This window comes from Aquaticitalea lipolytica (genome assembly GCF_014641635.1).
Lineage (GTDB): Bacteria > Bacteroidota > Bacteroidia > Flavobacteriales > Flavobacteriaceae > Aquaticitalea > Aquaticitalea lipolytica.
The window spans coordinates 1,005,139-1,030,767 of the sequence record NZ_BMIC01000001.1 but is presented as its reverse complement, the minus strand read 5'-3'; the positions used below and the strand labels follow the sequence as shown (position 1 = coordinate 1,030,767).

Here is a 25,629-nt window from a genome sequence, read left to right as displayed (position 1 = left end):
TAAGCATCAAAAAATATTAATTAATAACGAAAGGACATTATATGCTTACATGGAAAGATATTATTGCTTATGCAGTAAATGGAAATCCTCAACCAGATAAACGAGTTGAAAAAACAGAAAGCGAGTGGAAACAACTTCTAACCTCTGAACAATATAGGATAACGCGCAAAAAAGGAACTGAAGCACCAGGAACAGGTGCATTATGCAGTGTGTACGATACAGGCAAATACAATTGTGTATGTTGCAATACACCTTTGTTCGATTCTACAATTAAATACGAATCAAAATCAGGATGGCCAAGTTTTACACAGCCTATTAAAACAAATGCTATCAAATATGAAAAAGATTCAAGTTTTGGAATGGTTAGAGTAGAGGTAATGTGCAATACGTGCGATGCTCATTTAGGTCATGTATTTCCTGATGGACCAGAACCAAGTGGATTGCGTTATTGTATTAATTCAGAGTCAATGGTTATTAATAAAACTGAGGAAACCAAATAATGGGAAATAAAAAGATAGAACTTATGACTGTTGGAGGTGGCTGTTTTTGGTGTACAGAAGCAGTTTTTCAAGCTGTAAAAGGCGTAGAAAAAGTTGTGTCTGGCTATTCAGGAGGGAAAGCACCAGGAAAACCAACTTATAGAGAAATATGCTCTGGCTTAACTGGTCATGCAGAAGTTGTTCAGGTTACTTTTGATGCTAATAGTATTTCATACAAAGATTTGCTTACTGTTTTTATGACAAGCCACGACCCAACAACACTTAATCGTCAAGGTGGAGATGTTGGTACACAATATCGTTCTGTAATTTATTATCATAATGATACACAAAAAGAAATGGCAGAAACAGTTATTGAAAACCTTTCAAAATACTTTGATAATTCAATAGTAACAGAGATTAGCCCATTAAAAATATTTTATGAAGCTGAAGATTATCACCAAGACTATTATGAGAATAATAAGTCGCAAGGATATTGCAGTTTTGTCATTACACCAAAGTTGACTAAATTGAGACAAATGCATGCAGATAAGCTAAAATAATGAAACTTCAGATTAAAGACATATTTAATAAAGAATTGCCAGCAGATCCAGTTTTGGAAAATACCAGAAGGCAAGTTAAAAGCGCATGCTTTTCTTATGTAACACCTAAAAAAACGTCAAAACCTAAGTTGTTGCATGTATCACCAGATATGTTGAAAAATTTAGGTTTAACTGAAGAAGATTCAAAGTCTGAGGTATTTTTAAATGTTTTTACTGGCAATAAGGTTTTACCAAATACAAAACCTTATGCTATGTGTTATGCAGGACATCAATTTGGTAATTGGGCAGGACAATTAGGTGATGGCAGAGCAATAAATTTAGCCGAAGTTGAACATAATAATAAAAGCTGGGTATTACAGTTAAAAGGAGCTGGAGAAACTCCATATTCTCGAACTGCAGATGGTTTAGCAGTATTACGCTCTTCAATAAGAGAGTATTTGTGTAGCGAAGCTATGCATCATTTAGGTGTACCAACAACAAGAGCTTTATCATTATCTATAACAGGAGATGAGGTGCTTCGCGATGTTATGTATAATGGTAATCCAGATTATGAAAAAGGAGCAATTGTGTGTAGAGTTTCACCATCTTTTTTACGATTTGGAAACTACGAAATATTTGCTGCAAGACAAGACCATGAGACTTTAAAAACACTTGTAGATTTTACAATAAAACACCATTTTGCTCATTTAGGTAACCCTTCAAAAGAAACATATTTAGCATTTTTTAATGAAGTTACGCAACGCACTCTAAATATGATAATTGAATGGCAACGCGTTGGTTTTGTGCATGGAGTAATGAACACTGATAATATGTCTATTTTAGGACTAACTATAGATTATGGACCTTATGGATGGTTAGAAGGATTCGATTTTGGATGGACACCAAATACCACAGATAGTGAGCATAAACGATACAGATATGGAAACCAACCAAATATTGGACTTTGGAATTTATATCAGCTAGCTAATGCGTTGTATCCTTTGGTTGAAGAAGTTGAACCATTTGAAACAATTTTGAATCAGTATAAAACAGATTTTGATATAAAATCTTTAAATATGATGCGTTCTAAGCTTGGTTTAGAAAAAGAACATGAGGCTGATAAATTAATGATTCAAGATCTTGAAGATAATTTGCTTTTCACTGAGGCAGATATGACTATTTTTTTTAGAACTCTGAGTGACTTTGATAAAGATAATTCTCTAGAAGGATTAAGTATTGTAAGCGATGCTTTTTATGTGCCAACCGAAATTTCTGATAGTATCAGACAAAAATGGAATGAATGGTTTGGCAGATACGCTACAAGATTACAAGAAGAATCTCTTTCTAATTCCGAAAGAAAAGAAAAAATGAATGCAGTAAATCCTAAATATGTATTGCGAAATTATATGGCTCAGTTAGCAATTGATGAAGCAGATAAAGGAAATTACGAGTTAATTGACGAATTGTTTAACCTGCTTAAAAACCCTTATGCAGAACAACCAGAACAGCAAAAATGGTTTGCAAAACGTCCAGAATGGGCAAGACATAAAGTTGGTTGCTCTATGTTGTCTTGTAGTTCTTAACAATACTTATCTTTATAAAAACTAAAATTCCAAAATGAAGTTTCAATATAAATTAATTATACTTTTTTTAATTGCTTTAATATTTAATGCATGTGCGACTTATGACGCTCAGTATGTTAATGATGAGGTAAAACAAAATCAATTTCCAAATAAAGAAATAGATAAAACTTTTTATTTAGTTGGTGATGCAGGATTATCTCCTCAAAATGGACTTTCAGATGGTTTAAAAGCATTTCAAGATTATATTTCAGATAAAAAAACTAATGGAGACTATACCATTTTTCTTGGAGATAATATTTATCCAGCAGGATTGCCAGATAAAGATGAGAAAGGAAGAGAAAGTGCTGAAAATGGTTTGAATGCCCAAATAAAATCGGTTAAAGAGTTTAAAGGGAAAACGATATTTATTCCTGGAAATCACGATTGGTATTCAAACGGACTAAAAGGCTTAAAACGTGAAGAAAAATATATTGAAGATGCGTTAGGAAAAAACACTTTTTTACCAGAAAATGGTTGTCCACTTGAAAGTATAGATGTAAGTGAAACAATTCAGCTTATAATAATTGATACACAATGGTATTTAGAAAACTGGAATCATAACCCAACAATAAATGATGATTGTGAAATAAAAACAAGAGAACGCTTATTTGAAGAAATAGAAGGCGAACTTAAAAAAGCGCAAAATAAAACAGTAGTATTTGCAATGCATCATCCAATGTTCACCAATGGAGTTCATGGAGGTTATTTTGCTGCCGAAAAACATTTGTTCCCAACACAGAGTAAAATTCCTGTGCCAATTTTTGCGTCATTGCTAACTCAAGTTAGAACACAAGGAGGAGTGTCTATACAAGACAGGTATAATGAACGTTATCATAAATTAATGAGTCGATTGGAGACTATCACTTTAGATGCAGACAATGTTGTATTTGTTTCTGGTCATGAACACACATTACAATACATAGAAAACGAATCTATAAAACAAATAGTTTCTGGTTCAGGTTCAAAAGAATCTGCAGTTTCGTTGGGTGAAAATGGACAATTCTCTTATGGCAAACAAGGATTTGCTGAATTGACAATTTTTAAAGATGGAAGTAGTTGGGTTAAAATTCATGGTGTCGAAAATGGAAAAGCAAAAGTGTTATTTCAAAAAGAAATTTTTCAACCAAGAACCATTTTTGATGCTTCAAAATTCCCTAAAAGCTTTCCGCAAGAAATCGAAGTGTCTATTTACACAAAAGAAGAAACAGATAAAACAGGTTTTTTCGAATCGGTTTGGGGAGATCATTACAGAGATGTTTATAGTACAAAAATTAAAACTAAAGTAACAACTTTAGATACGCTTTATGGTGGATTGGAAGTTGTTAGAAAAGGTGGAGGACATCAAACACGCTCGTTACGTTTAAAAACTAAAGATGGTAGAGAATTAAATATGAGAGCACTTCGTAAAAGTGCCACACAATATTTACAGGCAGTACTTTTTAAAGACACTTACATACAAGATGAGTTTGAAAAAACTGCAATTGAAAGTCTTATTTTAGATTTTTATACAGCAGCGCATCCTTATGCTTTTTCAGTAGTTCCAGACTTGTCAAATGCAGCAGAGATTTATCATACAAACCCAAAACTGTTTTTTATTCCAAAGCATGAAAGTTTAGGAGAGTATAATGAAGAGTATGGTGATGAATTATATATGATTGAAGAACGACCAGAAGATAATTATACTGATGAGCGAAACTTTGGTTATGCAGATGATATTGAAAGTACTCACGATATTATTGAAAAAGTGCGAGAAGATGAAAAGTATAAAATTGACGAAAATGCTTTTGTTAGAGCACGTCTTTTTGATATGCTAATTGGCGATTGGGACAGACATCAAGACCAATGGCGTTGGGCACAATTTAATATGGAAAATGGCGACAAATACTATAGACCAATTCCTAGAGATAGAGATCAGGTGTTTTCAAATTTCGATGGCGCTTTGTTAGATGTAATGAAAATTATTTCGGGTTCTACAAAACAACTCCAAGTATATGACGAAGAACTAAAGGATATTGAGTGGATGAATAGCGCGGGAATTAAGCTCGACAGAGTCTTAATTCAAAAAGCAGATAAAGAAAAATGGATAGAGCAAGCTAAGTTTTTGCAAGAACATATTACAGATGAAGTTATTGATTTGGCATTTTCAAAAGTTCCTGTAGAAGTTCAAGATGAAACATTAGAAGACATCAAAAAGAAACTTAAAGGAAGAAGAGGTAATCTACAAGACATTGCTACACGCTATTATAATTATTTAAATGAGTTAGTAATTCTCACAGGAACAGATAAAGATGATTATATTGAAGTGACACGAGTTGGGGACAAAGAAACACATATTAAAATTTCAAGAATTATTGGAGGTGAAAAAGGTGAAATTTTAGTTGACAAAACATTTAATAGAGATATCACCAAAGAGATTTGGATTTACGGTCTTGACGATAAAGATGTTTTTGAAGTGAGCGGAAAAGCAAATAATTTAATATTTACAAGACTTATTGGAGGTCAGGAGAATGACACTTATATTATTAAAAACGGAAGGAGAATTAAAGTCTATGATCACAAGTCAAAAAAGAATACAATTCAAGAAAATAAAGGTGCTCAAATTAAATTTACCGATGTGTACAATTTAAACCTTTTCGATTTCAATAAAAACATTGTAAAAACATCAACTATTACACCAAGTATAGGATATAATCCTGACGATGGTTTTCAATTAGGTGTGTCGTTTATGAAAACAGTTAAAGGGTTTCAACGCAATCCATTTTCGCAGCAACATCGTTTTAAAGGTGGTTATTTTTTTGCAACAAATGGGTTTGCACTTAATTATGATGGTGAGTTTGCTAATATTTTTCAGGATTGGAATTTACATGTTGCTGGTACATTTACTTCAGAAAATTTTACGAACAACTTTTTTGGCTATGGTAACGAAACTGTAAATAATGATGAGGAGTTAGATTTAGATTATAACAGAGTTAAAACAGGAATTTATGCAGTCAAAATTGGGATAATAAAAAAAGGAAGTTTTGGTAGCGATTATGGATTTAGAACCATTTTTGAAGGTATTGAAATTGAAGAAACCGAAGATAGATTTATATCAGAATTTGCTCCAGAAATAAATACCGATTTTTACAAACGACGCTTTTTTGGAGGTTTAGAAGCTGAGTATAATTATAAAAGTTTTGATAATGCTATCAATCCTTCAAGAGGTATGACTTTTATGCTAAACGTTGGAGGGAAAACAGAATTTAAAGACACAAAAAATACGTATGGCTTTATAAATTCGGATCTAGGTTTTTATAATGCATTGTCTAAAGACAGAAAGTTGGTACTCAAAACCGATTTAAGAACTCAAATACGAATTGGTGATGAGCTTGTATTTTACCAAGCATCAAATATTGGAGGAAATAATGGATTGAGAGGTTTTAGAACCGAACGCTTTACTGGTAAAAACTCATTGGTAGGAAGTGCCGATGTGAGATATAGTTTTCCATCCTTTAAAACCAACATTTTGCCATTGCAAATTGGAATTTTTGGAGGAGCAGATGTTGGTAGAGTATGGTTAAAAAATGAAGATTCAGAAAAATGGCATAACGATTATGGTGGCGGATTTTGGGTTACTGCAGCAGAGAGTTTATCAGGAACATTTAATTTTTTTAATAGTACAGAAGGCTTAAGATTTTCGTTTGGCTTTGGATTGAATTTTTAGGATTTATTCTTATGATTACTTACGTATATTTAAAATAAAAAAATGAAATTAAAATACTTTCTATTATTTTCAATAGCATTTATGTTGTCAACTCAGTTGAGTTATAGTCAAGAAAAAAATAACTGTACTGTTGTTGATGATTCAACAGGTGGACTATATGTTGGAACATGTAAAAAAGGACTGGCACATGGAGAAGGTGTTTTTACATACCTTAATGGGAAGTACATGTTTGTTGGAGAATTTAAAAAAGGAAAGAAACATGGAAAAGGCCAATTATTTGAAGTTGTAAATGGAGAAAAAAAACTTTTAAAAGAAGGTATTTGGAAAAACAATGATTACAAAGGAGAAGCTAGCATACAATTGCCTAATGCTTATAAAGTTCAAAAGAAAGTAAATGTAGAAAGGTTTACTGTTAGAAGGAATGGAGAAGGAAACAAGATAAAATTTTGGTTTTACCAAAATGGAGGAAAAAACACTATAACAGATTTAAACGTTTTTGGTGATAGCGGATTAAAGTTTTCAGATTCCTTTTCTCAAGGTAATAGCGAAGGTTATGAAGATGTACAATATCCTTTTAAATGTCAAGTAACATACAAAACTCCAAATAAGTTTAAAACAATGACTTATGAGGTTAGATTTGAAATTATTATATACGAGCCTGGATCGTGGGAAATTACGCTTTATAATTAATTCAGTTTAAAACTATAAATATTACTTCCTAACTTACTATCACTTTCGTCAGTGATTAAAACAGTAGAGTTATCCTTAAAACAAATGCCTTCTTTTTGAGAATCGTGATCAAATTTCAATTCTTCTATGGTGCCTTTAAAAAAATTATCACCTTTAAAATTAGTTATTTTCCAAAGTTTATCGTGGTTTAATAGCACTATAGTTTTTCCATCATCACTCACATCAGCAGAGGTTATTTTGTGATGCTTTCCTGCTAGATTAAAGTCAGTAACCAATTCTGCTGTATGCTTACCAATTTGGTTAGGGACTTTAATAAGTTTACTAGTCTTATTCTCTTTGCTAAAAACATAGAAATAACCTTTAAAAAGGAAAAAAGCTTCAAAATCTTCTGATTTCATATCTTTTGGAAGCAAAAAGTTGATTTTTTCAGCAATTACAATAGCTTTATCTGTATCAGGATTCGCAATTTTGTAAATAGTAAAATCATCTCTGTTTTTGCTGTTGTTACCAAAATCACCAATATATAAATTGCCTAAATTATCTGAAGTTAAATCTTCCCAATCTATATTACTTGCATTGCTAACATCAATATCTTTTATAATTTTCCCTTGAGTATTTAAACCATAAATATTGTTTTTGTTTCCTGCATCTTCAATAACCCAAATCAAATCAGAATTGGGTATTGTCTCAGTCGCTGAAACTTCTTTTAGGGTTGATGGTAAATCTGCAATTACAGTCAATTTGCCTGTATCGCAAGAAGATAAAAATAGAGTGATAAAAATTAATTGTTGAATTTGAAACATCATAAATTTTAGGTTAAAAACCAATATAACGACTTTAATACTGAATTTGAAATTAAAAATCTTAAACTATTTATAAAATAAGTAGAAAGCAACCAATGATTTTAATAGTTTTGAAATTATAAAAGAGAAAAACATGACGACGGTTAACGACTTATTAGATCTTCTAACGTTAGAGAAGATAAGTGAGAACGAATTTAATGGAATAAGCAAAACTGTTGGTAGCCCAAATGTATTTGGTGGTCAGGTGTTAGCACAAGCTATTAATGCAGCAAGCAGGACAATTACCAACAATCGTGTTTTACATTCGATGCATTCCTATTTTCTAGAAGCAGGAAATTTAGAGATTCCTATTACTTATAATGTGAGTATTGTAAGAGATGGAGGGAGTTTTTCGGTTCGTCGTGTAACTGCACATCAAGGAGAAACAACAATTTTTATTTTGTCTGCATCTTTTCATAAAAAAGAAGAAGGTTATAACCATCAAATTGAAATGCCAAAAAGCATAAAACAACCTGAAGAATTGTTAAGTTGGACAGATATGTTGCATCAATTTGGAGAAGCTATTCCTCCAAGAACTAAAGGTTTTATGGAGATTGAGCGTCCTGTAGAATTTAAACCTGTTGAGGTTGTAAATCCATTTAATAAAGAAGATTTGCCGCCTTTTACAAACGTATGGTTTAAGTTAAAAGGTGATGTTTCAAATTTAGATTTGGCTTCAAAACAGCAAATACTCACTTATATTTCCGATTATAATATTTTAGCTGCAGCCATGAATCGTCATGCTAGCAAAGCACATTGGGGAAATACCCAAACAGCAAGTTTAGACCACTCTATGTGGTATTTTAGGGACTTCGATTTTGATGATTGGTTGCTGTATTCTATAGAATCTCCAAACACGTCTAACGCAAGAGGGTTTGCTAAAGGAAATATATTTTCAAGAGATGGAAAACTTATTGCTTCTGTAGCTCAAGAAGGCTTAATGCGACCAAAAGGATGAAGCACTCATGTTTAAAAATAGGACATCGAGGTGCAAAAGGATACATTGCCGAAAACACTATTGAATCTATTCAAAAAGCATTAGATTTTGGAGTTGATGGCATTGAGCTTGATGTACATTTATGCGCTTCTGGTGAATTGGTTGTTTTTCATGATTTTACGTTAGATAGAATGACTAACGGAACTGGAGAAGTTAGTAAATTATCATTATCTGAACTGAAACAACTCAAAATAAATAATCAATTTACTATTCCTACTTTAGAAGAAATCTTGGATGTTATTGACAAAAAATGCCTTTTAAATATCGAATTAAAAGGGAAAAATACAACTTCAAAAACATGCGAAATAGTTCAGAAATATATAAAAACAAAAGGATGGAACTATCAAGATTTTATAGTGTCTAGCTTTCAGCATCATGAGCTTGAAGACGTTTTTGAAATTGATAAACAAATTCCACTTGGAGTGTTATCTAAAGCAAGTGTAGATGATGCTATTGAATTTGCTCAAACCATAAATGCAGTTGCAATTCATCCCAATTATGCCTTGTTAACTTCCGAAAATGTAAACAGAGCACAAACAAAAGGCTATAAAGTATATACTTGGACAGTTAATGATGATGATACTATTAAAAGAATGAAAAACTATAAAGTTGACGGAATAATTTCTGATGTACCAGATAGATTATGATAAAAAAAGACGTCATCATTGTTGGAGGTGGAGCAGCAGGTTTTTTTGCAGCAATTAATATTGCTGGACAAAACCCAAAGTTAAAAGTCGTTATTCTTGAACGTGGAAAAGAAGGCTTACAAAAAGTTAGAATTTCTGGAGGAGGTCGATGTAATGTAACTCATGCGGAGTTTGTACCTTCGGAATTAGTACTTAATTATCCAAGAGGTGAAAAAGAATTATTAGGACCTTTTCATCAGTTTATGACTGGAGATACTATTGATTGGTTTCAAAAACGAGGTGTCGAACTCAAAATTGAAGACGATGGACGTATGTTTCCAATCACAGATTCATCAAAAACGATTATCGATTGTTTTTTAAATGAAGCCAAAAAACACAAAGTTGAGGTGTTATATAATCAAAGTGTTACAAGTTTGTCACCTCGAACACAGTCGAGAGGTTTTGAAATTTCAACCAAAGACTGCATTTACTCATGTGAAAAACTACTCATAGCTACAGGAAGCAACCCAAAAATATGGAGTCTTCTTGAAGATTTAGGTCATACCATTTCGCAACCTGTTCCATCACTGTTTACGTTTGATATAAAAGACGATCGCATTAAAGATATTCCTGGAGTTGTAGCACAAAATGTTGAGGTTAAAGTGTTAGGAACTGACTTGGTTTCTGAAGGTCCTTTGTTAATTACACACGTTGGAATGAGTGCGCCTTCAATTTTAAAACTCTCTGCTTTTGGCGCTATTGAATTGGCAAAATGCCATTATAAATTTCAGATTGAAGTTAATTTCATCAGACAATCGTTTGAAGATTGTTTAGATATATTAAAAGAATTAAAGCACGAGTTAGCAAAGAAAACAGTTTATAAATCTACACAATTTGAGTTGCCAAAACGCTTGTGGCATAAACTTGTTTTAGCGTCTAATATGGATCAAGACACACGTTGGGCAGATTTGAACAAAAGCCAATTAGAAGATTTAGCTTCACAACTTACTCAAGCTGTTTTTAAAGTAGACGGAAAAAGCACCTTTAAAGAAGAATTTGTGACTGCTGGAGGTATCGATTTAAAAGAAATCAATTTTAAAACCTTTGAAAGTAAGTTACATAACAATTTGTATTTTGCAGGAGAAGTTATTAATGTAGATGCAGTTACAGGAGGCTTTAATTTTCAGAATGCTTGGACAGGAGCTTATATTGCAGCTAAATCTATTTCAGAATGAAAACATACATAGCACTTTTAAAAGGTATTAATGTAGGTGGACACAAAAAAGTGCCAATGGCTGAGTTACGTGAATTGTTATCTAAATCTGGATTTGAAAATGTACAAACATACATTCAGAGTGGTAATGTTATTTTGCAATCCAACAAAAGCGATATTTCTAAAATAGAAAGTGATATCGAAAAAAGTATTATGAATTATTTCGGATTTGAAGTGTCAGTATTAGTAAAAACAAGGCAAGATTTACAACGCATTTTTGATGATTCTCCTTTCACCAAAGATAAAAAGAAAGCGAGTCATTTTATGATGCTTCACAATTGCCCAAGTGATGATTTAGTAAAAGAAGCTTTAGAAAAAGTGTATGAAGGAGAAGAATATAAAATTATCAACAACTGTATTTACTATTACTATGAAAAAGGCTTGGGAAAGGCAAAATTTAATGTCAATTTCTTTGAACGAAAGTTTAAAACATTTGCAACAGCAAGAAATTACAACACAATGGTAAAACTCTTATCTTTGTCATCAGAATAATTGCTATGACAGAACAAGATTTTATTCCTGAAACATATTCGAAAACTTTAGAAAAAGGAAAAGTAACTTGGGAATCGCCAAGTAATATTGCATTAGTAAAATATTGGGGAAAAAAGAAACATCAAATTCCTGAAAATCCATCAATAAGCTTTACGCTTAATGAATGCAAAACCATAACTACACTAACTTTTACAAAGAAAGAAAGCAATAAAGACTTTTCTTTTGAAGTATATTTAGATGGAAATAAAGAAGATGATTTTAAACCAAAAATTCAAACGTTTTTTGAGCGAATTGAATCTTATTTACCTTTTTTAAGAGACTATCATTTTAAAATTGAAACCAAAAACACCTTTCCGCATAGTTCTGGTATAGCGTCGTCAGCTAGCGGAATGAGCGCTTTGGCATTATGTTTAATGAGTATTGAGAAAGAATTGTCTGTCAGGTTAAGCGCAGTCGAGACCTCTTTTAATGAAAACCTTTTCAATCAAAAAGCATCATTTTTAGCACGATTAGGTTCAGGTTCAGCATGCAGAAGTATTGAAGGCGACTTAATTGTTTGGGGAAAAACTGATTCAATTGAAGGAAGCACAGATTTGTTTGGTGTAAAATACCCATATAAAGTTCACCAGAATTTTAAGAACTATCAAGACACTATTTTATTAGTTGATAAAGGTGAAAAACAAGTAAGTAGCACAGTTGGGCATAATTTAATGCATAATCATCCTTATGCTCAAAATAGATTTCAACAAGCACATAATAACCTTGAAAAACTAAAGCCTATATTAGAATCTGGAGATTTAAATGCTTTTGTTAAACTAGTAGAGAGTGAGGCATTAACACTTCATGCCATGATGATGACAAGTATGCCTTATTTTATTTTAATGAAGCCAAATACGCTTGAAATAATTAATAAAATTTGGCGTTTTAGACAAGATTCAGGTTTGCATATTAGTTTTACTTTAGATGCAGGAGCTAACGTTCATGTTTTATATCCAAAAAATGAAGCAACTCAAATTTTGGAATTTATTAAAAGTGAGTTAGTTGCATATTGTCAAAACGGACATTATATTTGCGATCAAATTGGTTTTGGTGCAAACCAAATAAAAGAATAATACGTATATTTGTTAAGGAAATTGCTCTAATACATGAAAGGACCTCTTTTTTACTCAAAAATATTACTCTTTGGAGAATATGGAATCATTAAAGATTCTAAAGGCTTATCAATTCCTTATAACTTTTATAATGGTGCATTAAAGATGAATGATAACTCATCTGAAATTGCTATAAAATCTAATGAAAGTTTAAAACGATTTGTAACATATCTTCGAGGTATTGATAATAAGTTGGTGGCTTTCGATTTTGAAAAATTACAGCAAGATGTTGATGCAGGAATGTATTTTGATTCTTCAATTCCGCAAGGATATGGTGTTGGAAGTAGTGGTGCATTGGTTGCTGCTATTTATGATAAATATGCGTTTAATAAAATTACTGTTCTAGAAAACTTAACCAGAGAAAAATTATTGAAATTAAAATCAATTTTTTCTGAAATGGAATCTTTCTTTCATGGGAAATCGTCTGGTTTAGATCCTTTAAACAGTTATTTAAGCATCCCAATTCTTATCAATTCTAAAGACAATATTGAGGCTACTGGTATTCCTTCACAAAAAAGCGATGGAAAAGGTGCTGTCTTTTTATTAGATAGTGGCATTATAGGAGAAACAGCTCCTATGGTTAGCATTTTTATGGAAAATATGAAACAAGAAGGGTTCAGAAAAATGCTTAAAAACCAATTTATCAAACACACCGATGCATGTGTTGACGATTTTTTAAAAGGAGATATTAAATCACTGTTTAGTAATACCAAAAAATTATCTAAGGTGGTATTGAATCACTTTAAACCAATGATTCCGCAAGAGTTTCATGAGCTTTGGAAAAAAGGTATTGATACTAATGATTATTACTTAAAACTTTGTGGTTCTGGTGGAGGAGGCTATATTTTAGGCTTTACTGAAGATATTGATAAAGCCAAGTTATCACTTGCAAATTATAAATTAGAAGTGGTTTACAACTTCTAAAATTCAACTTATGTTTACGAGAAAACAAAAACACCTCTTGCTAAAGTTTTTTAGCATGTTTTCTGTTGTTAGAGGTTACAATATTCTCGTTATAGTTATAGCCCAATATTTAGCTTCAATCTATATTTTAGCTCACGATAAACCATTGCGTGAAGTCGTATTAGATATCAATTTATTTATGTTAGTTTTAGCTTCTGCATCAACAATTGCAGCTGGTTACATCATAAATAATTTTTACGATTCAGAAAAAGATTTAATTAATCGTCCAGAAAAATCAAAACTAGATAAACTAGTTAGCCAGAATACCAAGCTATCTTTCTATTTTGTGCTTAACTTTTTTGCTGTTGTTTTAGCAAGCTATGTGTCGTTTAGAGCAGTAATTTTCTTTTCTATATATATATTCGGTATTTGGTTTTATTCACATAAGCTTAAAAAGCTTCCTTTTATTGGTAATTTAACTTCAGCAATATTAACTATTACACCGTTTTTTGCCATTTTTATCTATTACAAAAATTTTGAAACAGTAATTTTTGTACATGCTATGTTTTTGTTTTTAATTATTTCTATGCGTGAGTTGACCAAAGATTTAGAAAATATAAAAGGCGACTTGGCTCAAGATTATCATACAATTCCAATTGTTTATGGTGAGAAGGTTTCAAAAGTAATGTTGACCACACTTATTTTACTCACTTTAATTCCAACCTATCTACTTCTGTATTTTTTTGATGTCGGTAGGATGAATTATTTTTTCTACTTAAGCACTTTATTACTAGCTGTGTTTGTTGTTTTACTTTGGAAATCTAAAACAAAAACACATTATCTTATTTTGCATAATATTTTAAAGCTAATCATAGTTGCTGGTGTTTTTAGTATTGCTTTAATAGATATTAGTGTTGTTCTTAATCGAATTTAATTATTAAGGAAAGAATAAATAATAAAGTATCTTTGCATCAAAATAAATACAATGACTAGACATCAAGGTGATAATAAAAAAGGAAAAGCTTCAGGACGAGGAGGAAACAATACTCGTTCTAAAAGTTATGCAAGAGGTAATTCGCCATTAAAAAAGCAACAAGCTCCAACAACAAAAACATCTGCTCCAAAAGCACCTGCTAAAAAATCGAATCCAGATGAGATACGATTAAACAAGTATATTGCTAATTCAGGAATGTGTTCTCGTCGCGATGCGGATATGCATATAGCAACAGGTAGTGTAACTGTTAACGGAAAAGTGATAACCGAAATGGGTTATAAAGTGAAGCTTGAAGACGAAGTTCGTTTTGATGGAGCACGAATAAAACCAGAAAAGAATGCTTACGTATTGCTTAATAAACCTAAAGGATTTGCTACAACTACAAGCGAAGGTAAAGGAAGAACAGTAATGGATTTAGTAGCTAACGCTACATCTGCACGTATTAAGCCAATTGGTCGATTAGGTAGAAATTCATTAGGATTAATTTTATTTACAAACGATGAAGTTTTAGTAAAAAAATTCACGAATTCTAAAAATGGTGTTCCGCGTTTGTTTCAGGTTGAACTTGATAAAAACTTAAAACTAGAAGATATTAAATTAATACAAGCTGGACTTAAAATAGAAGGTAAATTAATTACTGTAGAAGAGATTAGCTATATCGAAGGAGAATCTAAAAATCAAATAGGATTAAAAATCAAGAACACAGGTAATACAATTATTCGTTCAATTTTTGATCATTTAAAGTATGAGATAGTTAAATTAGACTGTGTAGCAATAGCTGGATTAACTAAAAAAGACATTCCTAGAGGTCATTGGAAGCATCTTACAGAGCAAGAAGTGAATACCTTAAAAATGTTATCATAAAATTTCTAAAAAAAAGTTTTAAACATCTTTGTTTTTAATTTTTTTATATTTCTTTTGTACCTCATTTAATTAAACAATTGACAAAAGTTTTTATGTTTAGGCTTTTAAAAGTTTTGAAGTCAAATTTGAAAGCCACTTATAAGATAAGTAACAAAGTTTTAAAGCTAACTTCTAAATTAGATTTATCTGAAAGCGAGCACTTAATAATAGTGTCTATTCCTGCTTATCAACAAATCAGAGTATGATTTTTTCATTATTTATTCCGTTAATTAATTTTTTTTTCAGAATTTTAAACCTTAATACTAAATAATGAATACAAAATACATTGATCTCATCAATCAAAGCTTTTACTTTCCACAAGACGAATTTAAACTCGAAGACAAAAACTTGCAATTTCATGATATTGATTTAATGAAATTGGTTGAAGATTATGGGACACCTTTAAAGTTTACGTATTTACCACAAATATCAAATAATATAAACAGAGCCAAAGGCTGGTTTGCCAAGGCAATAAAAAAGCACAAATACAAAGGCAAGTACAGTTACTGCTATTGTACAAAAAGTTCTCACTTTAAACACGTATTAAATGAAGCTTTAAAAAATGATATTCATATTGAAACATCTTCTGCTTTTGATATTGATATTGTTGAAAAAATGAAAGCTGAAGGAAAAATTACAGATAAAACATATGTAATTAGTAATGGCTTTAAAAGAGAACAATATGTTACCAATATTGCTCGATTAATCAATAATGGACATAAAAACTGTATTCCTATAATTGATAATTATGAAGAGATAGATTTACTATCGCAAGAAATTAACGGTAAATTTAATATAGGAATAAGAATAGCTTCTGAGGAAGAGCCGAAGTTTGAGTTTTATACTTCTAGATTAGGAATTGGCTATAAAAACATTTTACCTTTTTACAGAAATCAAGTTAAAGACAATAAAAAAGTAAAGCTAAAAATGCTTCACTTTTTCATCAATACAGGTATTAGAGATAATGCTTACTATTGGAATGAGCTATCTAAATGTTTAAAAGTTTACACAAGCTTAAAACAAATTTGTCCATCATTAGATAGTTTAAATATTGGAGGAGGATTTCCTATAAAAAACTCATTAGCATTTGAGTATGATTATGAGTATATGGTAGATGAAATTGTAAACCAGATTAAATTATTCTGTGAGCAAGAAGAAGTACCAGTTCCAAACATATTTACAGAATTTGGTAGCTTTACAGTAGGAGAAAGTGGAGGTGCAATTTATGAAGTGCTATACCAAAAGCAACAAAACGACAGAGAAAAGTGGAATATGATAAACTCATCATTTATTACTACATTGCCAGACACATGGGCAATTAATAAACGATTTATCATGTTGCCAATAAATAGATGGAACGATTCATATGAAAGAGTTTTACTTGGAGGTTTAACATGCGATAGTGATGACTATTATAACAGTGAGCAGCATATGAATGCTATTTACCTTCCAAAGTATAATAAAGAAAAACCTTTGTATCTTGGCTTTTTTAATACAGGAGCATATCAAGAAACAATTGGCGGATTTGGTGGATTACAGCATTGTTTAATACCTTCGCCAAAACATATTTTAATTGACAAAGACGAAAACGGTAAATTAACGACCGAATTATTTAGTGAACAACAAAAAAGTGAAGACTTACTTAAAATTTTAGGTTACAATGAGTAATAAAACGTATGCAGGAATAGAAGAAGAATATTCCAAATTAGAAACCGCTAAAATTGTATTAATACCTGTGCCTTATGATGGTACAAGTACTTGGCAAAAAGGCGCAGACAAAGGACCAGATGCATTTTTAAATGCTTCTGAAAACATGGAACTTTACGATATCGAAACTGAAACTGAGGTTTACAAACAAGGCGTTTATCTTGCTGATGCAGTAACAGAAAATTCATCACCAGAAAAAATGGTCGATGAAGTTCATCAAACTGTAAAAAAGTACATTAAAAGAAACAAGTTTGTAACTGCTTTTGGTGGTGAACATTCAATTTCTATAGGTACAATTAGAGCGTTTAATGAGTGTTTTGACAACCTTACAGTACTTCAATTAGATGCTCACGCCGATTTGCGTAAAGAGTATCAAGGAAGTAAATGTAATCATGCATGTGCTTTATATGAAGCAAGTCAAACGACAAATCTAATACAAGTAGGTATTCGTAGTATGGACGTTATGGAAACTACTGTAATGGACAAAGAAAAAACATACTTTGCCCACGAAATGGTAACTGATGAGTTTTGGATGGATAGTGCAATTGATCAAATGACAGATAATGTATTTATTACTATAGATTTAGATGCATTCGACCCTTCAATAATGCCATCAACAGGAACACCAGAACCAGGTGGTTTGTTATGGTACGAAACGCTAGATTTTTTAAGAAAAGTTTTTGAAGAAAAAAATGTAGTAGGTTTTGATATTGTTGAGTTGTGCCCAGACTCAAAAGAGAGATCATCAGATTTTCTTGCGGCAAAATTATACTATAAAATGTTAAGCTATAAATTTTTAGATGATAATGTAGAAGATGGTTATGAAAGTAACTTTAAAGAATCAGGCTCATCTATAAACAAATTTTCTAAATTCGAGGATGATGACGAAAACTAAAGGACACATATCAAACTTTATTGAAAAATACTATTTGCATTTCAATGCTGCTGCACTAGTTGATGCAGCAAAAGGCTATGAAGCGCAATTAGCAAAAGGCTCAAAAATGTTGGTGTCTTTAGCAGGTGCAATGAGTACTGCCGAAATTGGTAAAATTTTTGGTGAAATTATCCGCCAAGACAAAGTTCAAATTATCTCTTGTACAGGAGCAAATCTTGAAGAAGATATAATGAATTTAGTTGCACATTCACATTACAAACGTGTACCTAACTATCGCGATTTAACACCACAAGATGAGTGGGATTTGTTAGAGAAGGGATTAAACAGAGTTACAGATACTTGTATACCAGAAGAAGAAGCGTTTAGACGTTTACAAAAACATATTTTTAAGATATGGAAAGATGCTGAAGATAAAGGTGAGCGTTATTTTCCACACGAATTTATGTACAAAATGTTGTTAAGCGGTGTTCTTGAAGAGCACTACGAAATTGACATTAAAAATTCTTGGATGTATGCAGCAGCAGAGAAAAATTTACCTATTATTGTACCTGGATGGGAAGATAGTACAATGGGTAATATCTTTGCAAGCTACGTTCTTAAAGGAGAGTTAAAGGCTAGTACAATGAAATCTGGTATAGAATACATGACATTCTTAGCAGATTGGTACACAGATAATTCTAAAAACGGAATAGGTTTCTTTCAAATTGGAGGAGGTATTGCAGGAGATTTTCCAATCTGCGTAGTACCAATGTTATATCAAGATATGGAGAGAGAAGATACACCATTTTGGAGTTATTTCTGCCAAATTAGCGATTCAACAACAAGTTATGGTTCGTATTCAGGAGCAGTTCCTAATGAGAAAATAACTTGGGGAAAATTAGATATAGACACACCAAAATTTATAATAGAAAGTGATGCTACTATTGTTGCACCACTTATATTTGCCTACCTATTAGACATGTAATTATGAGTAACAAAAGAGATAATCTTAAACGCGTTATCGTTGATTTTAAAAAATTAACGCCAGAAATTTTAGCTTTATTAGTGGAAAAGTATCCTGACGGTTATGATGATGAAAATATCATCACCTTTAAAAATGCTAATAACGAAATAGTTGAAGCTGTTGAAGTAACAACAGACGATACAAAGTATTTAGTGAAAGTGAGTACTAAACTACAAGTTACTATGGAAAACTATGACGAAGATGACTATGAAGATTATGATAGTGACGATCCAGAAGCAGTTCAAGATCCAGAAATATCAGACGAAGATGCAGATGTAGAAATTGATGAAGATATTGACTAAAATCAATTAATAACAATTATAAAAAGCCAACTTATTTAAGTTGGCTTTTTTAGTTTAATAGGCTTTAAACCAAAATATAATCTTTAAAAAAAAGTTGAATAAAATATAACAATGAGAAAAAAAAAGTTTTAACTTTAGGTAAATTAAAAACTTATGGCTACTCAATTTCATTTAGCATTACCTTGTGTTAATATTAATAAGACAAGAGCTTTTTATTCCGAAGTATTAGGTGCTCAAATTGGACGTTCTTCTGTAAAATGGGCAGATGTTAATTTGTATAACAACCAAATAACATTTACAGAGTGTGGTCCTTTTAAATTTGAGTGCAAAAGTTATTCTTTTAATGGAGATATTTTGCCTTCTTTTCACTTCGGAATTATTTTAGATAAACCTGATTGGGATAAGGTTTTAAACCTTTTAAAATCTAAAAAAATTGAAATTACTTCTCAAGTTAAATTTTTAGAAAACAAAGTGGGAGAGCATCAATCTTTTTTTATTAAAGACCCAAACGATTTTACAGTAGAGTTTAAATGTTTTACAAATCAAAAAGAAGTTTTTAAATCATAAGATTAAAGAACAGGAGTAATAATTATTTATAAAAGCTATCGATTTTCGGTAGCTTTTTTTGATTTATTAACCCTCTGATAAACAGTAGTATAATATTATTAAATCTGCTTAATACTTATTTTTTTATTCATTATATTAATAATAATTTAAAAAATAATGTGACTTTTTAAATTATTCTGTGTTTAATAAGTATAAACCAACTTTAAAAATTGAAAACAATAGCAGATATCAAGATTCTTAGCGACATAGAAATTGTTGATATCATACTTACTTCAAAAAACTCAACAGCTTTTGGAGAACTATATGACAGATATATAACTAATGTATATAATAAGTGTCTAGGCTTTTCAAAATCATCACAAGAGGCTGAAGACTTAACACAAGATGTTTTTATACATGCCTATACAAAATTAAATACGTTTACAAAAAAGGTAAGTTTTAGGCAATGGTTATATGTACTGACTTATAATTTTTGTGTAAACTATGTAAATAGAGATAAGAATAAAAAGATAGAAAAAGCATCAGTAGAGTTAAATGATTCTAATGAATTATTGATTGATGTAGATGATTATAGTTTATTTCAGATGCAAGTAGATAAGTTACAAAAATCATTAGAACTTATTAACCCTGAGGACAAAGTGATTTTATTATTAAAATATCAAGATGATTTATCAATTAAAGATTTAAGTGTATTGTTAACACTTAGTGAAAGTGCAGTAAAAATGAGATTAAAAAGAGCTAAATCTAGGCTTATAGAATCTTATAATAATATAAAAACAGATGAGTAAAGAAAATCCATTTAAAAAAATAGGAAATCCACCAGTTGAAGCTCCAATACATCTCAAGAAAAAAGTAATGGATGGTGTTGAAAGTATTAAATTAATTCAAGAAGTATCTTCTTTATTTACGTTTAATTATGCATCGGTATTTTCTGGGATTTTAAAAAAAAATAAAAAAAACAATTCAAATAATAAAGACTAAATATTATGGAAACAGTAAATCAGTGGAAAGATATTATTTATAATACATTCAGAGATATGGGTACTAAAATGGCTGAAGTATTACCAAATTTAATAGGAGCAATACTTGTATTGCTTTTAGGTTGGATTATCACTAAAATTACAATTTACATCTTAAAAAGAGTATTTAAATTAGCAAAAGTTGATAATCTAACAGACAAGCTAAAAGAGTCTGAAGTTTTTGGAAAAGTACAAGTTAACTTTAAAATTTCCAACGTTATATTGGGCTTTATTAAGTTTATAATGTTTCTAGTCTTTTTAACTGTTTCTTTTGAAATATTAAACTGGAAAATTGTATCAGAAGAGATAGGGAATTTATTACGTTATATTCCAAAACTATTTAGTGCAATTGCATTATTTATGGTTGGTCTTTATATAGCAAATTTTATAAAAAAAGCTATTGCAGGATTTTTCTCTTCATTTGATCTTGTTGGTGCTAAAGCCATAAGTCACCTAATATATTATTTAATAGCAATTATTATTACAATAACAGCATTAAATCAAGCTGGTATAGATACAACAATAATAACAAACAATCTTACTCTAGTTCTAGGATCTTTTTTATTAGCCTTTGCTATTGCTTTCGGATTTGGATCTAAAGATGTTATTCAAAGTCTATTATTCTCATTTTATTCTAAAAGAAATTTCGAAATAGGCCAGCATATTAAAGTTGATGATATTAAAGGGCAAATTGAATCTATAGACAACATTTGTGTCACATTAAAAACTGTTAAAGGTAAAGTGGTAATACCTATTAAAGAACTAGTTGATAAAAAAGTAGAAATAGAAGATTAATAGCAAATCAGTAGAAATAATAGTCAGCTTTTTATAAGTTTTATAACATGTCAAAGTTGGTTGATTTATGTTGACGAAAGTTTCTACTGAAATTAAAGAGCGGTTATCTTAATTCTGTACCTCCATAATTGGTAGCCGCTTCTTTTTAATTCAAATAACACAAAATATATAAATTATGAAATCAATATTTATAGCAATAACAGTCTTATTTTCTTTAAACCTTGTAGCTCAAAAAAAGCTTAAAGTAAAAGGGAATAAAGATGTTGTAGAAGTTTTTGAGAATCTTCAAGGTTTTAATCAAATTGAAATAGGTGATGGTTTAGAGGTGTCTTTAATGCAAACAACTGCAGATGGATACCGATTAAAAACAGACTCTAACCTTGTAGAAATTTTAAAAGTAGAAGTGGTAGATAGTGTTTTAAAAATACATACTACACATAAAATTACTTCTAGTAAAAAATTAGAAATATCTGTTACATTTCAAAACTTAGATAAAATAACACTTCGAAATGATGCCAAAATTGAAGGTTTAAACAAGTTCAATTTAAACAATTTTATTTTAGATGGTTACGATGGAAGTGATTTTGATTTAGATGTAAATTCTAAACAATTAACTATGAATCTTAACGGAAATACTAAAGGAAAATTACAAATGAGAAGTGACGAGGCTACAATGGTCTTAAACGATAATGCATATTTAAAAGGTAAATTATCGGTTGATAATTTAGCGCTTACAGTAAACAAACGAGCTGATATGAAAATTGAAGGAAATGCAGAATATTTAAGCCTTATAACAACTGGGTCGACAGATATTAAAGCAAAAGATTTAAAAGTTACCAATGCCAACTTAAACGCCTCTAATACATCAGATATTTATGTTTATGTAAGTAAAGAACTTAATATTTATGCTAAAGGTAAAAGCTTTATTTACGTATATGGCACACCTCATATTAAAGTAGAAGGATTAAACGATAAATCACAAATAATAAAGAAATAACAAATCAAAATAATATAACTACAATGGAAAAATCAAATTTAGAATTAAAAGAAGAATTTTTAAGAAAAATAGAAGATATTAAAAATTCATGTGAGAGCTTAGTTGAAAAAGTAGGACATCTTCAAGTAGATTTATTTAATCATCCAGATAAAGATTTAGAAAAAGCCTTAGACAAATTAAATAACGACTTTTCTAACGATCATGAGTTTATTACTGAAGTATGGCACGCTTACGAAGATAAAGTAAACGCTCTAAAATAATAAAACTTAAATATGGCAAAGATTTCATCTGTTGAGTTAATTAATGTGCCTGAAACTATAATTGTAGGTGATAATATTAATGATATTACTGTAAAAACAACTGTAGAGTTTCATGATATTGATTTAAAGCTTCAGATGGAATATATGCTGTATCTATACGTATATGAAGTTCATGGCAAAATTGATATTCCTGTATTAGTATCGAATTGGGATGAAAGTGCAATATATTCATTAACAGAAGACAGAAAAGATGATTTTTTAGGCGAACTAAAAGTTAAAGTTAATGCATCTTCAAAATCAGAAGAGATAATTAGTGATATAAAGCTAAAACTTGGTTTGCTTTATACAGGCAGTTCGCATTACACAAAAAAACTTGAAACATTCGCAGTACTTGTACCAGCTGTAACGACAATAGGAAAATGGTCTAAACCATATAGTGCCAACCTCGAATTTTAAAAATTATGAACACAAAATCTATTATTGCCATAATACTAATATTATTAGTTGTCATTTTTACAATTCAGAACACAGAAGTTGTAACTATAAAATTTCTAACTTATAAGTTATCTATGTCTAGAGTGTTAGTTATTCTAGGCTGTTTTTTAATAGGATTAGCCTCAGGAATGTTATTAGCCTTTAGGCACAAAAGAAAGCAATAATCTAAAGCTCATAAAAATGAAAGCAGAACCAACTAAAACAGTAAAAAAGTTTGGTACAATGGCTGGGGTTTTTACGCCAACATTTTTAACCATTTTAGGTGTAATTATGTATATAAGACACCCTTGGGTTGTTGGTAATGCAGGTATTTTAGGCGCTCTCGCAATTATTATCATAGCTGTTGCTATTACACTATCAACAGCACTTTCTTTATCAAGTATTACTACTAATATTCGTATTGGATCTGGTGGAGCTTTTAGTTTAATATCCCAATCATTAGGGTTAGAAATTGGTGGAGCTATAGGAATTCCTTTTTTCTTTTCTCAAGCAATTGCTGTAGCAATGTATGTATTTGGTTTTAGAGAAGGATTACAATCATTACTACCAGAATACGCTCCTCTTGTTTTAGACTTAATGGTATTTGCATTGGTTATGTTAATAGCATTTATCAGTACTAGTTTTGCGTTTAAGATACAATACGTAATTATGGCTATCATAATTTTGTCAATTGCTTCAATTGTAGGTGGATTGTTTGTTAATGAGCTTAATTACGATTTTGTTTGGTTTGGGGATTATAAAGGATCTGTAGAAAATAATTTTAGCGGAACATCTTTTTGGGTCGTCTTTGCAGTATTTTTTCCAGCAGTTACTGGTGTCATGGCTGGAGCTAACATGTCTGGAGATTTAAAAAATCCTCGAAAAAATATTCCAGTTGGTACTATTAGTGCAGTTATTATAACAACATTAGTATATATGGCTTTAGTATTTGTTGCTGCATTATTAGCTACGCCAACAGAATTATTAGAAAATTATAACGTATTTATTGATAAAGCATATTATGCGCCAATTGTTCTAGCTGGATTATTAGGAGCAACATTATCTTCTGCATTAGGATCATTTGTTGGTGCTCCAAGAATATTATTGGCTCTAGGAGAAAAAAGAATACTACCAAAAAGCCCTTTTTTAGCTAAAACTAATAAAAAAGGTGAGCCAATTAATGCAATGATTATTACTTCATTTATTGTTTTGCTAGGTTTATCGCTAAGAGATTTAAATACCATTGCTCCATTAATTACAATGTTTTTCATGATTACTTATGCAATGGTAAATGTAGTAGCATTAATAGAACAATCATTGGCATTACCAAGTTTTAGACCAACTTTAAAAATACCTATAATAATACCAATAATAGGCGCTTTTGGTTCGTTAACGGTTATGTTTATTATTAATGCAATTGTAGCAATGGCATCAATTGTATTAATAATTGTGTTTTATTACTATCTAGTAAAAAAGAAATTAAAATCTGATGCTGGAGATTCACGTAGTGGTTTGTTTACAGCTTTAGCTGAATGGTCTACTAAAAAAACTAACGAATTAAGCCCAAATAGAGAAGTTCGCTCATGGAGACCAGATTTATTAATTCCTGTTACAGCTCCAAAAGATATAAGAAGCGCATTTAAACTAATTGAAAGTACTGTAGCGCCTAAAGGTTCGGTTAAATTTTTAGCTGTAAAAAGCTTTGACAAAGATGTAGATGATAAATTAAACGTCTTTTTACCAGAAGTAAGCGCTAGACTAAAAAGTAAAAATATTGCAACAAGCTATACATACATTAGCGGAAATGATTTAGCAGAAAGTTTAAAAATTAGTATGCAATCACTTAATGCTGCCTTTTTTAAACCAAACACTTTGTTTTTAACGGTTAATGGTAATGAAGAGTTGCATGAGTCATACCAAAAATTAATTGATGTCGCTAAACTTAATAAATATAGTGTTTTGTTATATGTACCATTTGAAAATGTTGGACTTTCATTAGAAAGAGATATTACGCTTTGGCTTAAAGAATTTCCATCGGGTTGGAAAACCAATTTTGATATTGGAAATAATGATATTTCTATTCTTACAGCTTTAATGCTTCAAAAAAACTGGAAAGGAAATATTAATGTAAAAGTAGCATTAGACTCATTAGGTATGCAGAATGAAGAAGATATTAGTTTATTGAATGATTTAGTGCGTTTCCCTGTAAATTCAATAATTGAATCGTATGACATTCAATCTGAAGCATCACTTTTAAAGTCTAATAATTCAGACATAAATATTATTCCTATTTTAAAAGAAAATAATATAAAAGAAATGATTGAAATTGTTAATTTTACTCGAACTTCGGCTATCTTCTGTTTAGATAGTTTAAATGAAAATGCCTTGGTATAAGT

Annotated in this window: 27 protein-coding genes; 26 read left to right on the top strand and 1 reads right to left on the bottom strand. The window is 30.6% G+C overall.

The features are described 5' to 3' along the window. Positions 1 to 41 precede the first annotated feature (41 nt). From msrB to IEW41_RS04805, 5 genes are read left to right on the top strand one after another with little or no spacing between them, the layout of a single operon-like run. Positions 42 to 500, top strand: coding sequence for a peptide-methionine (R)-S-oxide reductase MsrB (gene msrB / locus IEW41_RS04825; protein WP_188605193.1), 459 nt, complete (start codon positions 42 to 44; stop codon positions 498 to 500). Further along, entirely contained in the window at positions 500 to 1,039 is a 540-nt protein-coding gene (gene msrA / locus IEW41_RS04820) for a peptide-methionine (S)-S-oxide reductase MsrA (protein ID WP_188605192.1), read from the top strand. Before msrB ends, msrA begins: the two co-directional genes overlap by 1 nt. Beyond that, positions 1,039 to 2,601 carry a protein adenylyltransferase SelO gene (locus tag IEW41_RS04815; RefSeq protein WP_188605191.1) on the top strand — a complete coding sequence of 521 codons (1,563 nt, stop codon included), beginning with the start codon at positions 1,039 to 1,041 and terminating at the stop codon, positions 2,599 to 2,601. The genes msrA and IEW41_RS04815 overlap by 1 nt, the downstream gene beginning before the upstream one ends. 34 nt (positions 2,602 to 2,635) lie before the next feature. Then, positions 2,636 to 6,343, top strand: coding sequence for a metallophosphoesterase (locus IEW41_RS04810; RefSeq protein ID WP_188605190.1), 3,708 nt, complete (start codon positions 2,636 to 2,638; stop codon positions 6,341 to 6,343). Between the two features lie 42 nt (positions 6,344 to 6,385). After that, positions 6,386 to 7,033, top strand: coding sequence for a hypothetical protein (locus IEW41_RS04805; RefSeq protein ID WP_188605189.1), 648 nt, complete (start codon positions 6,386 to 6,388; stop codon positions 7,031 to 7,033). Here IEW41_RS04805 and IEW41_RS04800 read toward each other — a convergent pair. Then, the gene (locus tag IEW41_RS04800; protein ID WP_308419837.1) at positions 7,030 to 7,839 is read right to left on the bottom strand and encodes a hypothetical protein; all 810 of its coding nucleotides are present in this window, start codon (positions 7,837 to 7,839) and stop codon (positions 7,030 to 7,032) included. The two genes, IEW41_RS04805 and IEW41_RS04800, sit on opposite strands and share 4 nt — an antisense overlap. A 130-nt stretch (positions 7,840 to 7,969) precedes the next feature. Here IEW41_RS04800 and IEW41_RS04795 point away from each other — a divergent pair, with 130 nt between their 5' ends. From IEW41_RS04795 to IEW41_RS04695, 21 genes are all read left to right on the top strand, one after another. Then, positions 7,970 to 8,833, top strand: a complete 864-nt coding sequence (locus IEW41_RS04795) for an acyl-CoA thioesterase (RefSeq protein WP_188605188.1) — start codon at positions 7,970 to 7,972, stop codon at positions 8,831 to 8,833. After that, positions 8,830 to 9,519 carry a glycerophosphodiester phosphodiesterase gene (locus tag IEW41_RS04790; RefSeq protein WP_188605187.1) on the top strand — a complete coding sequence of 230 codons (690 nt, stop codon included), beginning with the start codon at positions 8,830 to 8,832 and terminating at the stop codon, positions 9,517 to 9,519. Before IEW41_RS04795 ends, IEW41_RS04790 begins: the two co-directional genes overlap by 4 nt. After that, positions 9,516 to 10,733: a BaiN/RdsA family NAD(P)/FAD-dependent oxidoreductase gene (locus IEW41_RS04785; protein ID WP_188605186.1), complete on the top strand. Its 1,218-nt coding sequence runs from the start codon at positions 9,516 to 9,518 to the stop codon at positions 10,731 to 10,733. The genes IEW41_RS04790 and IEW41_RS04785 overlap by 4 nt, the downstream gene beginning before the upstream one ends. Further along, positions 10,730 to 11,263 (top strand): DUF1697 domain-containing protein, encoded by a 534-nt coding sequence (locus IEW41_RS04780; RefSeq protein ID WP_188605185.1) that lies wholly within the window; start codon positions 10,730 to 10,732, stop codon positions 11,261 to 11,263. Before IEW41_RS04785 ends, IEW41_RS04780 begins: the two co-directional genes overlap by 4 nt. Positions 11,264 to 11,268: 5 nt before the next feature. Beyond that, positions 11,269 to 12,375: a diphosphomevalonate decarboxylase gene (gene mvaD, locus IEW41_RS04775; RefSeq protein ID WP_188605184.1), complete on the top strand. Its 1,107-nt coding sequence runs from the start codon at positions 11,269 to 11,271 to the stop codon at positions 12,373 to 12,375. A 33-nt stretch (positions 12,376 to 12,408) separates the two neighbouring features. Next, positions 12,409 to 13,338, top strand: coding sequence for a mevalonate kinase family protein (locus IEW41_RS04770; protein WP_188605183.1), 930 nt, complete (start codon positions 12,409 to 12,411; stop codon positions 13,336 to 13,338). A gap of 10 nt (positions 13,339 to 13,348) precedes the next feature. Further along, positions 13,349 to 14,251 (top strand): geranylgeranylglycerol-phosphate geranylgeranyltransferase, encoded by a 903-nt coding sequence (locus IEW41_RS04765; protein WP_188605182.1) that lies wholly within the window; start codon positions 13,349 to 13,351, stop codon positions 14,249 to 14,251. 51 nt (positions 14,252 to 14,302) lie between these two features. Beyond that, the gene (locus IEW41_RS04760; RefSeq protein WP_188605181.1) at positions 14,303 to 15,175 is read left to right on the top strand and encodes a pseudouridine synthase; all 873 of its coding nucleotides are present in this window, start codon (positions 14,303 to 14,305) and stop codon (positions 15,173 to 15,175) included. A gap of 309 nt (positions 15,176 to 15,484) precedes the next feature. Further along, positions 15,485 to 16,882, top strand: coding sequence for an arginine decarboxylase (locus IEW41_RS04755; protein ID WP_188605180.1), 1,398 nt, complete (start codon positions 15,485 to 15,487; stop codon positions 16,880 to 16,882). Continuing rightward, positions 16,875 to 17,816, top strand: a complete 942-nt coding sequence (speB, locus tag IEW41_RS04750; RefSeq protein WP_188605179.1) for an agmatinase — start codon at positions 16,875 to 16,877, stop codon at positions 17,814 to 17,816. Before IEW41_RS04755 ends, speB begins: the two co-directional genes overlap by 8 nt. Further along, positions 17,803 to 18,780, top strand: coding sequence for a deoxyhypusine synthase family protein (locus IEW41_RS04745; protein ID WP_188605595.1), 978 nt, complete (start codon positions 17,803 to 17,805; stop codon positions 18,778 to 18,780). The genes speB and IEW41_RS04745 overlap by 14 nt, the downstream gene beginning before the upstream one ends. Before the next feature lie 2 nt (positions 18,781 to 18,782). After that, positions 18,783 to 19,121, top strand: a complete 339-nt coding sequence (locus IEW41_RS04740; protein WP_188605178.1) for a hypothetical protein — start codon at positions 18,783 to 18,785, stop codon at positions 19,119 to 19,121. A gap of 153 nt (positions 19,122 to 19,274) precedes the next feature. Further along, a complete protein-coding gene (locus IEW41_RS04735; RefSeq protein WP_188605177.1) occupies positions 19,275 to 19,688 on the top strand; it encodes a VOC family protein in 414 nt (137 codons plus the stop codon). A gap of 209 nt (positions 19,689 to 19,897) precedes the next feature. Then, positions 19,898 to 20,476, top strand: a complete 579-nt coding sequence (locus IEW41_RS04730; protein ID WP_188605176.1) for an RNA polymerase sigma factor — start codon at positions 19,898 to 19,900, stop codon at positions 20,474 to 20,476. Then, positions 20,469 to 20,669, top strand: coding sequence for a hypothetical protein (locus IEW41_RS04725; RefSeq protein WP_188605175.1), 201 nt, complete (start codon positions 20,469 to 20,471; stop codon positions 20,667 to 20,669). The genes IEW41_RS04730 and IEW41_RS04725 overlap by 8 nt, the downstream gene beginning before the upstream one ends. A gap of 5 nt (positions 20,670 to 20,674) precedes the next feature. Beyond that, on the top strand, positions 20,675 to 21,502 hold the full coding sequence (locus tag IEW41_RS04720; RefSeq protein ID WP_188605174.1) for a mechanosensitive ion channel family protein: 828 nt from the start codon (positions 20,675 to 20,677) through the stop codon (positions 21,500 to 21,502). Positions 21,503 to 21,677: 175 nt separating this feature from the next. Continuing rightward, the gene (locus IEW41_RS04715) at positions 21,678 to 22,499 is read left to right on the top strand and encodes a head GIN domain-containing protein (RefSeq protein ID WP_188605173.1); all 822 of its coding nucleotides are present in this window, start codon (positions 21,678 to 21,680) and stop codon (positions 22,497 to 22,499) included. Positions 22,500 to 22,522: 23 nt separating this feature from the next. Further along, positions 22,523 to 22,759 (top strand): hypothetical protein, encoded by a 237-nt coding sequence (locus IEW41_RS04710; RefSeq protein WP_188605172.1) that lies wholly within the window; start codon positions 22,523 to 22,525, stop codon positions 22,757 to 22,759. A 12-nt stretch (positions 22,760 to 22,771) separates the two neighbouring features. Beyond that, on the top strand, positions 22,772 to 23,215 hold the full coding sequence (locus IEW41_RS04705; RefSeq protein ID WP_188605171.1) for a hypothetical protein: 444 nt from the start codon (positions 22,772 to 22,774) through the stop codon (positions 23,213 to 23,215). Between the two features lie 5 nt (positions 23,216 to 23,220). Continuing rightward, positions 23,221 to 23,418 carry a lipopolysaccharide assembly protein LapA domain-containing protein gene (locus tag IEW41_RS04700; protein ID WP_188605170.1) on the top strand — a complete coding sequence of 66 codons (198 nt, stop codon included), beginning with the start codon at positions 23,221 to 23,223 and terminating at the stop codon, positions 23,416 to 23,418. Between the two features lie 16 nt (positions 23,419 to 23,434). Next, positions 23,435 to 25,627, top strand: coding sequence for an amino acid permease (locus IEW41_RS04695; RefSeq protein WP_188605169.1), 2,193 nt, complete (start codon positions 23,435 to 23,437; stop codon positions 25,625 to 25,627). Positions 25,628 to 25,629 lie beyond the last annotated feature (2 nt).